The following is a 13,337-nucleotide window of genomic DNA, read 5'->3' on the forward strand; positions in this document are numbered from 1 at the left end:
GGACCCCCGCCTCTCGGCACTGCGCCCCGCGATCTCCGCCCATCGCGGCGCCGCGGCGGCGCGCCTGCTTCCACGAGAAGCACCGGTTGTGCCGGCGCGCGCGCGCGGAGCCCGCACGCGCGCCCTGCTCCGCCATCGCGCTCGGCGGAGCGTCGTCGGCCGCCGCGCCGCCGCGCCGCCGCGCCGCCGTCCGCTCGTCAAGGCTCAGACGAGCCCGAACTTGTAGGTATCAAGGAGCCTGGCGAGGAGCGCCGCGTGCGCCGGATCCGCGAGGGAGCCGAGCCGGGTCACCTCGAGCTCCGCGCTGACGCGCTCGAAGAGGGCGGCGCAGACGCGGGTCGGATCGTGGCGCGCGACGTACGCGATGCCGTCGGGTCGCCTCGGGTGGTCGTGGATCGCGCGCGCCCAGCGGTGGGCGGCCCGATAGGACTCCCCCGAGGTCAGGCGGGCGTCGGCCCCGAGGCGCGCCAGCCCCTCTCCCGTGAGGTTCACGAGCCGCAGCGGCCGCCGCGGCGCGATGCGCGCGAGCCCCCGCGCGGCGAGCTCGCTCTGCTCCACGAAGCGCACGCCGGTCGCGTGGCCGAACACCTCGATGAACGCGCAGCGCGCGTCCTTCCCGGCGTACAGCACGCCGAACTCGCCGTCCGGCGCGTCGAAGCGGTTGTCGCCCGAGCGACCGAAGTGCAGCGGTTCACGCGTGAGCCAGTGGATCCGGAACCAGCTCCGCCGGTAGATCGCGATGGGGAGCGGCGACGTCGCGAGGTCGAGGGGCGGGTCCGGATGCGCCCCGAGCGTCGTCGTCATCGCGGCGCGTTCTCAGGCCGCGCCTTGCTCACCGAAGGTGCGCGCGGCGAGCCGCACGGCGTCCAGCTCGCCGCGGCGGAGCCAGTCGAGCGGCCGCTCGCCGTCGAGGCGGAGGTTGCCGGAGAGGAAGAAGCGGACCTTCGCCAGCGGGGGGTGCTCTTCGAGGAGGGCCAGGATCTCTTCCATCCCAGGCAGCAGGCCCTCGTCCGCGAACTGCCATGCGGGGTAGAGGTGGCCACGAGCGCCGATGCTCACGGCCAGCAGCCTTCCTGCGGCGCGCCGCGCTTCGATCGTCTGGGGCGAGAGGTGCAGCCCCTCGCCGACCTCCTCGGCGGTGAGCGTGCCCCCTTCGGCCGCGAGGAGCGCGTCCCTCGCCTGAAGGCCGCGGAGGCGGGCCGGCATGAGCGGATCTGCAGCGGAGAAGAGGCCGACGGCGCTCGGCTGCGTGAGCGCTGTCACCAGCGCGTCCGCGTTGCTGGGCGACGCGTCCACCTCGCCAAGCTCGCTCTGATCGAGCCGCTCCGCGACCTGGGTGAGCGCGTCGATGCCGCGCGCCAGGAACGCGACCCGCAGCGGTTCACCATCGAACTGCTGGAGTCGCTCTGCAATTTCCGAAAGAGCGCTGGAGTCCCGATCCTTGGCCATGGCCGACCCAGGGGACGATGCAGCGCGCGCGCAGCGCCGTCAACCAAGCGCCCGGCACCTTTCTGCGTCATTACGACCACGCTGAACGGAACGTCAGTGAGAGCCATTCCCGGTGTCGCTGGTGTCGTTCTTCTTCGGTGAGCTCACCGGCTCCCGAGTTTGTCGGGGGCGTCGGGAAGAGGGTCAGAGCTCGACCTGTTTCAGCATCGCGCTGGTGATCGACTGGCGCACGCTCGTGAGCTCTGCCCATGGGTCCCGGATCGTGGCGAGCCGCTGCGGCACGGTGTCGATGGTGAACGAGGCGGGATCGAGCGGCGCGTCGAGCTCGTCCCACGAGAGCGGCGTCGCGACGGCCGCGCCGGGGCGAGCCCGCGTCGAGTAGGGCGCCACCGCGGTGGCGCCGCGCCCGTTCCGCAGGTAGTCGACGAAGACCTTGCCGGCGCGCTTCGCCTTCGACATCGTCGCGGTGTACCGCGCCGGATCGGAGCGCACGAGCGCGTCGGCCACGGCCTTCGTGAACGCCTTCACCTCGTCCCAGCCCCTGCGTGGCGCTATCGGGACCACGACGTGCAGGCCTTTGCCGCCGGTCGTCTTGACGAAGCTCTGTAGCCCCAGCGACGAAAGGAGGCGCCGCGTCGTCCTCGCCGCGTCCGCCACGCGCTCCCACGGGAGATCCGGCGCTGGATCGAGGTCGAACACCATCCTGTCGGGCTGCTCGATCCGGTCCACGCGGCTCCCCCAGAGGTGCACCTCGAGCGCCCCCATCTGGACGAGCGACACGAGCCCTTCGGTGGTCTTGATATAAAGATAGGTGCGCTCGCCGTCGTCCTCCTCGACGGCCATCCGCTGGATCGCCTCGGACAGCCCCTCGGCCTCGTGCCTTTGAAAGAAGCATGGCTTGCCCTGGCCTGCGGGGCAGCGGACCAGCGTGAGCAGCCGCTTCTCGGCGTGGGTCAGCATGTGCTCGGCGATCTGCTCGTAATACCGGGCCAGCGCGAGCTTCGTGATCCCCTGCGCGGGATAGAGCACCTTGTCGGGGTTCGTCAGCGGCACCCCGGCGACTTCGACCCGCTCCGCGCCGCGCCTGCTCCGGCCCCCGCGCGGGGCCTTGCTCCCCGTCGTGCTCGCGGCTTTCCTCGGCGCCGCGCCGGCCGCTCTGCTTGGCGCCGCGCCCGCTGCCTCGCCGGGCGGCGATTGCGGCGGCGGCTGTTCGCGCTCGACGGTGACCGACTCCGGGGTGCGGTCCTCGCGGAGCCCTTCGAAGGAGGGGTGTCGCAGCCGTCCGTCGCGCGTCCACTCGGAAAAGCGGACCTCCGCGACGAGCCTGGGCTCGACCCAGCGCGCGCCCCGCATGCGCGGCGCCCCTGAACAGGCCGGTGTGGCGCGTACGATCGGATCGAGGCGGCTGCGCAGGGTCGTCAGCGTCTTGCTCGTGAAGCCCGTGCCCACCTTGCCGGCGTAGGCGAGCTTGCCTGATCTGTTCACGCCGACGAGGATCGCCCCCAGCCCTTTCCGGGCGCCGGACGGCTCGGTGAAGCCGACGATCACGAGCTCCTGGCGCCGGCCGCACTTCACCTTGAGCCAGCTGTCGCCGCGCCCGCTCCGGTAGGGCGCCTCCGGGCGCTTCGCGATGACGCCCTCGATCCCGAGCTCGCACGCGTGCTGGACGACGGCGGAGCCGTCCTCCGCGACGTGCTCCGTGTAGCGCAGGTGCCCATCCTCGGGCGCTTCCGCGAGCAGCGCCTCGAGCGCCCGCTTGCGGGTGACCTGTGTGCACCCGCGGAGATCGCGGCCGTCGAGGTAGAGCAGGTCGAAGACGAAGTACATCAGGCGCCCCTCACGCATGCCATTCCCGTCGCTGAGCGCGTTCTGAAGGGCCTGGAAGTCGGTCACGCCGTCCGGCCTCACGACGACGATCTCGCCGTCCAGCACGGCCTCCCGCGCGGGTAGCTGGGCGAGGTCGTCGCGCACGCCAGCGAACCGCTCGGTCCAGTCCTGGCCGCGGCGGGTCAGGAGCGTCACGCGCCCCCCGCGGAGCTTCGCGAGCATGCGATAGCCATCGAGCTTGACCTCGTAGAGCCACCCCTCGCCCGGGGGTGGCTCGGTGACGAGCGTCGCGAGCTGGGGCTCGATCTCGCCCGGGAACGGCCCTTTCCGGGCGCCCTCCAGCGCGTCCGCGTAGGTCAGCGTCGGGCGCGGGATCGCTGCGGTGGTGTCCGCCTCTCCCGTCGCCGCGGGCGAGCGCTGGCTGTCCACGTCGGCCGCCGTTCCCCCGCGTTTGCGACGGGCGGTCAGGGTTGCTTGTCGCACCGCTTGAGTCCGCCGCGCCGCGCCTTGTGCCTGTCTTTGTCCGGCCATCATCATGCCACCGTCGCTTTTGATGGAAAAAGCAATTCCGATACCGCAATGGCATCGTCGCCTGCCGGTGGTTTCCTGTTTTCAAGCCGTGGCGCGGCCGGCTGAGCTCGACACGCGCGCCCCAGAATGCGGCGATCTGCCACGCACGCGACCCGTGGCGCACCAACCGCGGCTCTGCGCAGCAAAGCTCCTCGGATCCTGGCGCACAGGCTCCCGCGCAACATCCGAGTTCCCACGTCTGCCACGGCGCCTGGAATGAACAGGTGCGCAGGACCGCGCGGGGCGGTTTAGATCAAGGAAGGACGGACTCGAGGAAATCGGGGATAGAACACACGCTGCAACGATGGTGCTGCGCGTTGCCCGCCGCTGTGATCGTCGGATGGTCGTTCCGGACGGCGTGAACGGGTCAAGCGCTGCCGTGATGGGCGAGCGACAGGGATACGCCCGGTGCCGGACCGAGCTACTGCAGTGCCTCGGAGACGCTCGTCGCTGTGATGGCCTGGTCGTGCCACCGCTCCAGGGTCGCCAGCTCGACGCACGCCTCGATGCGAGCGTCGTCCAACGGGCTCAGCGCGAGCTGCCTGCGAGCGAGCACACGTCGCAGGGCGGCGCGGGCCTCGGCCAGACGTCCCTTGCCGATGCCCTTGTCGATGAGCCGCTCCTGGACCTGCGGGCTCGCTTCGAGCAACACCTCGAGGATGCGCTGCCGCCGGGCCTCCACCTCAGGGTCCTCGGCCTTGCCGAACCTCCACAGGAGCTCCTCTCGGGTCGTCGCTGACATCGCCAGGTACTCTAGCATGGCCAGCACCCACTCGATGGGCCGGCGTCCGGCTACCCACCGACCGAACTCGTCGAGGGCTCGCCCGGAACGGGCGACCAGGAAAGCGATCAGCTCGTCACGCAGGGGGAGCTCGTTCGCCGCGACCCACAGCACCCAGTGCCCGAGCGGCTCCACGCGGTAGCAGCCGGGCGCGAAGCGCGTGGGCGCGTACACCCGTTGCAGCCACTCCGGCACGTGAGGAGCGACCAGCCAGAGCGGCTCGTGGCCTACCCAGGGCGGCGCCTCTTCCTCCTGCTCGACCCGCTGCAGCTGCCTCGCCTGCCGCCGCAAGAGGGCCCGCTCTATCGCCTTCCGATCCACGTGATCCCCGGCGAGCTTCAGCTCGACCATCACCTCCTCGTGGCCACGCGCCTCGGGCCAAGGCGCGGTCAGCTCCACCAGGAGAGCCGGGCGGTGGATCAGGAGCAAGCCATCACACTGCACCTTCTCGAGCCGGATCTCCGGTGGATCCTGCCAGGTGATGGCACCTCCAGTGAGGCGCTCCGTCTCTTCGGCGAACGTTCGCTTGGCGAACAGGTCCGGTTGACCCATCGCGCTGCGCGGTAGCAGAGGACGATCGCTGGAGCCAGGGTCAAACGCAGATCAGCGGGATCCGCTGACCGGCTTTCTCACCGGCACTCGCACTCTATCCCCCCAAGGCCGCCCCGCGACGAATTCTCAAATGAAGACGCCCCGGTCTCCGTAATACGCTTCTCCGTACGACGGCTCGCGCGCCCCCGACGCGCGACCCATCATTGCGCGGGCGGCTCGCTCCAGTGGCGCACCAGATCAGGCAGCGCGGTCTCCGCCATGCGGGTGAGGTGCCTCACGTGATCTGGCTTCTGGGTGCCCGCGTAGCCGCGGACATGGAACGCGCCCCTGTGCGCCTCGGACAGGGGGGCGAACCGGAGCTTCGCCTCGCTCGCCTCTCCGGTCAGGTCGTAGATCGCCTGCTCGTCCGCGCCAGCGCCCGGGGAGCGCTGCGCGCCCGTGAGCTTGAGGAGAGCGTCCGTGCTCTCGTGAGTGCCGGCGTAATCGCCGTTCGGGGTGATCTCCGAATGGGTGATCGACATCATCTTCTTGCCGGCGGCCGCCAGCTCGGCGAAGCGGCTGAACGGCTTGAGGCGCTCCATGTCCAGGCTGTGGTCGAGCGGCATGTAGCCGGTGTGGATGCCGTCCAGGAGGAGCACGGCGTCCACCTTGTCGGTGAACCCCGGCTGGTTCAGGAGCCCGCGAACCGCGGCGTACCCGGCGCTGAACGCCGAGAGCGCGACGCGCCGGAGCCGGGCGCCGCGCAGCCCACGGGCCTCGAGCGCCGTCTGCGCCTTCGCCATCAACGCCGGTAGATAGGAGCGGATCGAGAACTGGGTCTCGTACGCGCCAGAGCTGATGCCCAGATTGATGATCATCACAACCGCGTTGAGCCGGGCGCGATCGAACCCCGCCTGCACAACGTCGTTGACCCCGTGGAAGTGGATGACCAGATCGTACGCCCCATCCGCCGAGGCGAACGACGCGGGGATCGTGATGATCCCGTCAGGGATGGGGATCACCCCCGTTCGATCGAGCGTCGCGTCGGCCCGATCCGCGGCTGCGAGGGCCGGCGCCGCCGTTGCTGGCGTTGCCTGGAGCGGCGCGGCCGCTTCGGCCTTCGCCTCGACCCGCGCCGCCACCCCCGTCGACCGCAGGACGGCCGCGGCGGCCGCGGCAGGCTGGAGCGCCGAGCCTGCGCGGAGATCGAAGCCCGCCGCGCCGAGCTGCATCGAGACGAGCCCGCCCACCACCGCCGCGAAGGCCAGGCCGGCACCCGCGCTCAAGGCGATGAGGCGCGACGTGGAACGCCGCGTCGGAGATGCCATGACCGGAGCCGGCGATTCGAACGGCATCGCCATGCCCCCAATCGACGCCGGCGGACGACGGAAAATTAAAGTGGGCTCATCCTCGTCATGCGGCAGTTGGACCTCCGCGCAAGGGGGCTCAGCGGGGAACATGTCAGCGATGATGCGAGGCCTATGCCACTCATGGCAAGAGCTAAAATTCTACATGATAGGTTCGCATGCGCATGCGTCAAGGAAGTGGACCTGGTCCGACGTAGTCCCATGGTGGTTCATCGATTGCCCAGGGAAGCACCTTGCTCGCGCACGTAGTAGCCCCGTGGTTCCGGGATTCGTGAGCGCTCGTGAGCACCTCTGAGCCGTCGGTGCTCCGACGTGGCACGGCGTGGTACGACGTGAATGTTCAAGCGTCAGCAGATCAGGAATGACGCAATCCGGCAAAATCTCTCATGAATTGGCCGCTCTCCCCGTCACCTTGGTCGCGCTGCGTCATGCCCTGTGGCTCATGGGAACTCGGGACACCCGAGCGCCGGCGCGGTGAGGCCGAGGCCGCGCCGAAGCAAGCCAGTCCGCCCTCCGAGGAGGATCTGGATGGCTCCTGCGTTTCGCGCAGAGCGCGTAATCGATTTCGCGCCGTCCACCGCACGACCGCTCATGGCCGGACTGACCTCCATGCACCGGGGTGTCTCGCCGGCCCTGCGCGTCGACCGTTGCACGTCCAACGGTTCACCGACGAGGGGGCGCGCTGAGCGCGGCGCGCGCGCCGGGCGAGCTGGCGCTACAGGCGTCGCCCCGACGTCAGCGACGGACGACGCCTCGCTGCGCTCTGGAAATACGGCGCGACCCAGGTGCGGCGCACGTGGACCTTGACAGCGCGGGGCGCCTCTGGATCTCCTCTTTCCTCCCCACTCACCCGCACGGGCCCCCCATGACCAGCTTCCCCCGCGTCTACGAAGACAACACCCAGAGCATCGGCCGCACGCCGCTCGTGCGCATCCGCCGCGTGATCGAAGGCGCGCGCGCGACGGTGCTGGCGAAGATCGAGGCGCGCAACCCGGCGTACTCGGTCAAGTGCCGCATCGGCGCGGCCATGGTCTGGGACGCCGAGCAGCGGGGCGTGCTCGGCCCCGGCAAGGCGATCGTCGAGGCGACCAGCGGCAACACCGGCATCGCGCTGGCCTTCGCCGCCGCCTCGAGGGGGATCGAGTGCGTGCTCAGCATGCCCGAAACGATGAGCATGGAGCGGCGCAAGGTGCTCATCGCCCTCGGGGCCAAGCTGCTCCTGACGCCGGGCCCCAAGGGGATGAACGGCGCCATCGCCAAGGCCGAGGAGCTGGCCGCCTCCGACCCCGGCCGGTACGTGCTGATGCGGCAGTTCGAGAACCCGGCGAACCCCGCGATCCACGAGACCACCACAGGCCCCGAGATCTGGGACGACACCGCTGGCAACGTCGACGTCCTCGTCTCGGGCGTGGGCACCGGCGGCACGATCACCGGCGTCAGCCGCTACTTCGAGCGCGGCCGCGGCCGCGCCCTCCACTCCGTCGCGGTGGAGCCGGTCCACTCGCCGGTCATCTCGCAGACGCTCGCCGGCCAGCCGCTCACCCCGTCCCCGCACAAGATCCAGGGCATCGGCGCCGGCTTCGTCCCGAAGAACCTCGACCTCTCCTTCGTGGACCAGGTCGAGACGGTCTCGAACGACGAGTCCATCGCCATGTCGCGACGCCTCGCGTCCGAGGAGGGCATCCTCTGCGGCGTCTCCTGCGGCGCGGCCATGGTCGCGGCGGGCCGGCTCGCGAAGGATCCGAAGTGGGAAGGAAAGACCATCGTGGTCATCCTCCCGGACGCCGGCGAGCGGTACCTCTCGGGGCCCCTCTTCGAAGGAATGTTCTCCGAGGTCGAGGCCATGAAGGCCTCGTGAGGTCGACGTGAGCAAGAAGTGTGATGCTGCCCCCTCCGAGGCGTCGGCCGACCTGCACGGCATCGTCGACGCGCTGATCGCGAGCTACCGGGCGGATACGCGCGGGCATCACATCAACAAGCGCTTCACCCCGTCGCGCCAGGAGATCACCGAGATCATCGATCTCCTGCTCCAGATCTTCTACCCGGGCTACCACGGGCGGCAGGACCTGTCGGACGAGGACCTGCTCTACCACGTGGGCACCCTGGTCTCGACGCTGCGGGACAAGCTGGAGCGGCAGATCGAGCGCTGTCTGTGCTTCCAGGACGAGACCGTCGACGCGGACCGCCTCGACGTCCCGAGGTGCCGGCAGCGGGGGCGCGACGTGGCGCGGGTGTTCATCTCCCGTCTGCCGGAGGTCCGGCGGCGCCTCCTGCTCGACGTGCAGGCGGCCTACGACGGCGATCCCGCGGCGGCGTCGATGGACGAGATCATCCTGGCCTATCCAGGCCTCCTCGCCGTGACGGTGCACCGGGTCGCGCACGAGCTGTACCTGCTCGGCGTGCCGCTCATGCCCCGGATCATGAGCGAGTGGGCGCACACGAGGACGGGCGCCGACATCCACCCAGGCGCCAACATCGGTGACAGCCTCTTCATCGATCATGCCACCGGCGTCGTGATCGGCGAGACGACCGACATCGGCGAGCACGTCAAGCTCTACCAGGGCGTGACGCTCGGCGCCCTGTCCCTGCCGCAGCACTCGCGGGGCGCGCGCGGCCTGAAGCGCCACCCCACCGTGGAGGACAGCGTCACCATCTACGCGAACGCCACGGTCCTCGGCGGCAAGACGGTGCTGGGGCAGGGGAGCGTGGTCGGCGGCTCGGTGTTCCTCACGAAGAGCGTCGCCGGCGGCCAGCGCGTCGCGCTCGAGGCCCCGAGGCTGCGGGTCGCGTCGCCGCCCCACGGCACCCCCGCCGTCGGCGGCTCCGATCCGGACAGCATCCTCGATTTCGACATCTAGACCGCCGCTCTGCTCTGCATGGCGCAGAGGCGGGCGGAGATCGCTGCAGAGCGCCAGGCGCGCCTCATCGATCGGAGTGGCCGAGAGGGCGCTCCGGGGCGACGCGGTCGCGGATCGCCTGCTTGAGCTCCTTGGGCTCGGGGAAGCGCCCTTCGACGGAGCGCGAGAAGAGCGGCGCGCCGTCGAGCGTGATGTCGAAGATGCCGCTCTCGCCCGGCGACAGGAGCACGTCGATCTCGTCAGGGAAGGTGATCAGCAGCTCCTGAGCGAGCCAGGCCGCGCGCGTGAGCCAGCGGCACTTGGGGCAATACCGGATCGCGACGAGCGGCCGTTGCGGGGCGGGGGCGGTATCCATGGCTGGATCGTAGCGCGAGCGCGCGGCGCGCGGGCGGGCTCAGACAAGGAACGCCCTGGCGAGCCCGAGGAAGATGAAGAAGCCCATGCTGTCCGTGGTGAACGTGAGCAGGACGCTCGACCCCTGGGCCGGATCGCGGCCCATGCGCTGGAGCGCGAGCGGCACCGCGCACCCGACCATCGCCGCCACCACGAGGTTCAGGAGGATGGCCGCAGCCATCACCAGACCGAGCGGGACGCTGCCGTAGAGGGCGGCGGCCGCGAGCCCCACGACCGTGCCCCAGACCGCGCCGTTCATCAGGCCGACGAAGAGCTCTTTCTTCAGGAGGTGCCCCGTGTTCACCCGCGTGAGCCGGTCGAGCGCGAGGCCGCGGATCACGAGCGCCACCGTCTGATTGCCCGTGTTGCCGCCGACGCTCGCCACGATGGGCATCAGCGCCGCCAGCGCCACGAGATCCTGAATGGTGCTCTCGAAGATGCCGATGACCCGCGAGGCCAGGAATGCCGTGAGCAGGTTGACGAAGAGCCAGAGCCAGCGGTTCTTCGCGCTCGTCCACGCGGGCGCGAAATAGTCCTCCTCTCCCGCGAGGCCCGCGCGCAAGAGCGCCTCGCTCTGGGCTTGCCGCCGCAGGAAGTCCATCATCACATCCACCGTCAGCCGGCCGACGAGCTTGCCGCGCTCGTCCACCACCGGCGCGGCGATGAGGTCGTAACGCTCGAACGCCCTGGCCGCGTCGCTCGCGCGCTCCTGCGGCGTGAAGCTCACCACGTCCGTGGACATGACAGCGCTCACCTGCGCGCGCGGCTCGCGGAGCAGCAGGTCCTTGAGCGACAGCGCGCCGCGGAGCACGTTGCGCGCGTCGACAACGAACAGCGCCTCGGTGTGCGGCGGCAGCTCGCCCCGCCGGCGCACGTCCTCCAGCGCGCCGCCGATGTCGCGGCCCTCGCGCACCGAGACGAGCTCCGGGCTCATCAGGTGGCCCACCGAGCCGTCCGGGTACGCGATCGTCGACTGGAAGAGCGACTGCTCGCGCGCGTCGAGCGACTGGTACACCTCCGCCACGATCTCCGGATCGACCGACTCGTTGATGTACGCCAGATCGTCTGGATCGAGCTGGCCTAGCAGCGCGACGAGGCGAGGGCGCTCCGTCTCCGCGACGAGCCAGTCGCGGACCGACCGCGAGGACTCGAGCAGCACCTGTGCGGCGCGGTAGGGCTCGAGCTCAGCCCACACCACAAGGCGATCCGCCTGCGGGAGCACCTCGATGATGTGAGCGAGGTCCGCCGGGTGCAGATCCCTGAGCTTCCTCTGCAGCAGGGCGAGATTTTGCCGGTGAACCAGCGCCTCGACGAGCTCCTTGTTCTTGCTCTCCTGCTTGTGCGTCAGCGTCTCGATGACGCGTTGCTTTTCGAGCAGGGTAGTCACCAGGCTCAGGCTCTCTTGCAGTTTCTCCTGGGACCTGGGCGTGCTCATGGCGGCTCCGGGCGCGGGGGCGCGCCGAGCATAGCCCGGGTCCGCGCGGCCGGTCGTATGCCGCGTGCGGTCGCGCTCGCCGTATTGACCAGACCCCATGGCTCATGGTTCTGTCGGCCCGATGAAGCGCGCGTTCGATTTGTGCGTGGTTGGGCTCTCGCTCGGAGCGATGGCCTGTGGACCGGGCCTGGAACCCGAGGTGGTCGTGCATCCTCCCCGGCCCACTGTCTCGCCGGAGAGCACCGCCAGCACGACCAGCGGCGGGTGTCCGGCCATCGGCCACGCCGAGCCGCTCATCGTCGACTGGCTCACGACACGCCGCTCCGATCTCGGGCTCGCGATGAAAGACGGCATCGCCGTCGTCTCCTACGACTGCACGACGCTGAAGCTCCTCACGCAGTGCAAGCTCCCGGGGAGCTACTCCTTCGCTGGCGTGACCCGGGCAGAAAAAGTAATACAATTAACAAACCCTGCGGAGATGCAGGCGAACGTCCCCTTCGGGGCCCCGGCGCTGAGCACCGCGATCGAGGGCGGCGGCTCGGCCGCGATCGACGTGGCGCTCGTGCCGACGGGGAAGATGGCGACCACGGTGGCCTCCTCCTCGGCGCAGGATCTCTCGGGCAGCTGCGAGGGCGCGACGCACTTCGTGCGCGCCGCGCTGCTCGGGGCCTTCGCGATGACGCCAGGCAGCCGGGGCACGGCGCGGACGGTGGATCAGGTCTTCGGGGCGGCCGCGACGGCGGGCCAGGGCGGCACCACGAGCAAGGAAGGGGAGCTCGACGCCTGCCGGGCCGCGAAGCCCGACGCGCAGGCGCCGACGGAGCGCTGCCATGCGCCGCTGCGCCTGGAGCTCGTCCCGCTGCTCACGAAGAAGGCGGCGGCGGCCGAGGCTCCCGTGAAGCAGGCGGAAGACGAGTTCCCGAAGCTGTCGAGCCTGTGCCCGCTCGGGACGGTGCCGAGCGGGGCGAAGTGCTCCCCGCCTGCGCTCGCGCCCGCGCACCTGTGCGAGCCCAACGACGCCCGCTCCTGCGCGGCGGAGTGCGGGAAGGGTGATGTCGGCAGCTGCTATCACCTCGGGATTCAGTACCTGGGCGGCAAGGATTTTCCGCGCGATGACGCGAGGGCGGCGGAGCTGTTCGAGAAGGCGTGCGGCGCCGGCGTCACGCAGGCCTGCTATGCGAGGGCGAAGCAGCTCCTGCGCGACATGAAGAGCGCCAAGGTCCCCCCGGACGCCGCGGGGCGGGCCAAGGTGCGAGAGTTCGCCGACAAGGCGTGCGAGATGGGCGACGGCTGGGCGTGCTTCAGCGTGGCCGAGTGGTACCTCAGCGAAGGTCCGCAGGCGGTCCTCCCGAAGGACCCGACGCGCGCGGTCGCGTTCCTCCGGCGCGGCTGCGATCTCGGGCACGGGCCGAGCTGCAGCGCGCTGGGCAAGATGCTGGTCGAGGGGAAGCTCGCGGCGAAGGACGTGGGGGTCGCCGTCGGCGTGCTCCAGCGCGCGTGCCAGGGCGGCCAGTCCGAGGACTGCGTCGATCTCGGCGACATCCTGCGCAAGGGGCAGGGCGCGCCGAAGGACGGGGTGAAGGCGATCGCGGCGTACAGCCACGGTTGCAGCCTGGGGGACATGCGCGCCTGCAACGCCGCCGGCTCGGTCTACGCGCAGGGCGACGGCGTTCCGAAGGACGTCGCGAAGGCGTATTCGTTCTTCGAGAGGGGCTGTCCGGAGAAGGGGTTCGGGGCGGATGCGTGCTTGAGCCTCGCCGGGATGTACGAGAAGGGGAACGGCATTCCGAAGGACATGTCGCGCGCCGCGGCGCTCTACGAGAAGGTGTGTGGGACGGGCGGCTGCCTGCGGGCCGCCGAGATCTGGCAGCGCGGCGACGGCGTGACGGCCGATCCGGAGCGGGCCTACTCGCTCTACGAGAAGGCCTGCACGCAGTGGGGCGAGAAGAAGGCGTGCGACGCGTTCGGCCCGCTCCTGGAGCGCAAGGACAAGGAGCGGGCTCGGACGTTCTACGCAGACCAGTGCATGCGGACGCAGGACAAGGCGGCGTGCGCAGCCCAGAAGCGGCTCGGCGGCGCGCCGCACTAAGAGCGGCGGTCACCCGCTTCGGATACGGGCCCATCTC

10 protein-coding genes are annotated in these 13,337 nt (G+C 70.4%); 3 read left to right on the forward strand and 7 right to left on the reverse strand.

The features are described from left to right. Window positions 1-204 precede the first annotated feature (204 nt). The 5 genes from WME95_RS19935 to WME95_RS19955 form a co-directional block, all read right to left on the reverse strand. Window positions 205-804 (reverse strand): RES family NAD+ phosphorylase, encoded by a 600-nt coding sequence (locus tag WME95_RS19935; protein WP_012236151.1) that lies wholly within the window; start codon window positions 802-804, stop codon window positions 205-207. A 12-nt stretch (window positions 805-816) separates the two neighbouring features. Beyond that, complete coding sequence (locus tag WME95_RS19940) at window positions 817-1,449, reverse strand: hypothetical protein (RefSeq protein WP_437909936.1); 633 nt, start codon at window positions 1,447-1,449, stop codon at window positions 817-819. A 183-nt stretch (window positions 1,450-1,632) separates the two neighbouring features. Beyond that, window positions 1,633-3,705 (reverse strand): DNA ligase D, encoded by a 2,073-nt coding sequence (gene ligD / locus WME95_RS19945; protein WP_437909937.1) that lies wholly within the window; start codon window positions 3,703-3,705, stop codon window positions 1,633-1,635. 562 nt (window positions 3,706-4,267) lie between these two features. Beyond that, window positions 4,268-5,179, reverse strand: a complete 912-nt coding sequence (locus WME95_RS19950) for a hypothetical protein (RefSeq protein WP_437909939.1) — start codon at window positions 5,177-5,179, stop codon at window positions 4,268-4,270. 200 nt (window positions 5,180-5,379) lie between these two features. Then, complete coding sequence (locus WME95_RS19955) at window positions 5,380-6,618, reverse strand: hypothetical protein (RefSeq protein WP_437909940.1); 1,239 nt, start codon at window positions 6,616-6,618, stop codon at window positions 5,380-5,382. Between the two features lie 772 nt (window positions 6,619-7,390). Between WME95_RS19955 and cysK the strand changes: the two genes are divergently transcribed. Both cysK and WME95_RS19965 read left to right on the forward strand, forming a co-directional pair. Then, entirely contained in the window at window positions 7,391-8,383 is a 993-nt protein-coding gene (cysK, locus tag WME95_RS19960) for a cysteine synthase A (RefSeq protein ID WP_437909942.1), read from the forward strand. Between the two features lie 7 nt (window positions 8,384-8,390). Then, the gene (locus WME95_RS19965; protein WP_437909943.1) at window positions 8,391-9,383 is read left to right on the forward strand and encodes a serine O-acetyltransferase; all 993 of its coding nucleotides are present in this window, start codon (window positions 8,391-8,393) and stop codon (window positions 9,381-9,383) included. 64 nt (window positions 9,384-9,447) lie between these two features. On the opposite strand, the gene WME95_RS19970 is transcribed toward WME95_RS19965, so the two are convergent. Then, window positions 9,448-9,738: a SelT/SelW/SelH family protein gene (locus tag WME95_RS19970; protein ID WP_437909944.1), complete on the reverse strand. Its 291-nt coding sequence runs from the start codon at window positions 9,736-9,738 to the stop codon at window positions 9,448-9,450. A 39-nt stretch (window positions 9,739-9,777) separates the two neighbouring features. Next, entirely contained in the window at window positions 9,778-11,211 is a 1,434-nt protein-coding gene (mgtE, locus tag WME95_RS19975; protein WP_437909946.1) for a magnesium transporter, read from the reverse strand. A 478-nt stretch (window positions 11,212-11,689) separates the two neighbouring features. On the opposite strand from mgtE, the gene WME95_RS19980 reads away from it, so the two are divergent. Next, complete coding sequence (locus WME95_RS19980) at window positions 11,690-13,300, forward strand: SEL1-like repeat protein (protein WP_437909948.1); 1,611 nt, start codon at window positions 11,690-11,692, stop codon at window positions 13,298-13,300. Window positions 13,301-13,337 lie beyond the last annotated feature (37 nt).

Origin of the sequence: Sorangium sp. So ce327, from assembly GCF_051530205.1 — a bacterium.
GTDB classification, from domain to species: domain Bacteria; phylum Myxococcota_A; class Polyangia; order Polyangiales; family Polyangiaceae; genus Sorangium; species Sorangium cellulosum_B.

Bases quoted from the DNA above. Each gene is read 5' to 3' on its own strand.
- WME95_RS19980 (WP_437909948.1), top strand. From the start codon at position 11,690: ATGCAGGCGAACGTCCCCTTCGGGGCCCCGGCGCTGAGCACCGCGATC.
- WME95_RS19940 (WP_437909936.1), bottom strand. From the start codon at position 1,449: ATGGCCAAGGATCGGGACTCCAGCGCTCTTTCGGAAATTGCAGAGCGA.
- cysK (WP_437909942.1), top strand. From the start codon at position 7,391: ATGACCAGCTTCCCCCGCGTCTACGAAGACAACACCCAGAGCATCGGC.
- WME95_RS19970 (WP_437909944.1), bottom strand. From the start codon at position 9,738: ATGGATACCGCCCCCGCCCCGCAACGGCCGCTCGTCGCGATCCGGTAT.
- WME95_RS19950 (WP_437909939.1), bottom strand. From the start codon at position 5,179: ATGGGTCAACCGGACCTGTTCGCCAAGCGAACGTTCGCCGAAGAGACG.
- WME95_RS19935 (WP_012236151.1), bottom strand. From the start codon at position 804: ATGACGACGACGCTCGGGGCGCATCCGGACCCGCCCCTCGACCTCGCG.
- mgtE (WP_437909946.1), bottom strand. From the start codon at position 11,211: ATGAGCACGCCCAGGTCCCAGGAGAAACTGCAAGAGAGCCTGAGCCTG.
- WME95_RS19955 (WP_437909940.1), bottom strand. From the start codon at position 6,618: ATGTTCCCCGCTGAGCCCCCTTGCGCGGAGGTCCAACTGCCGCATGAC.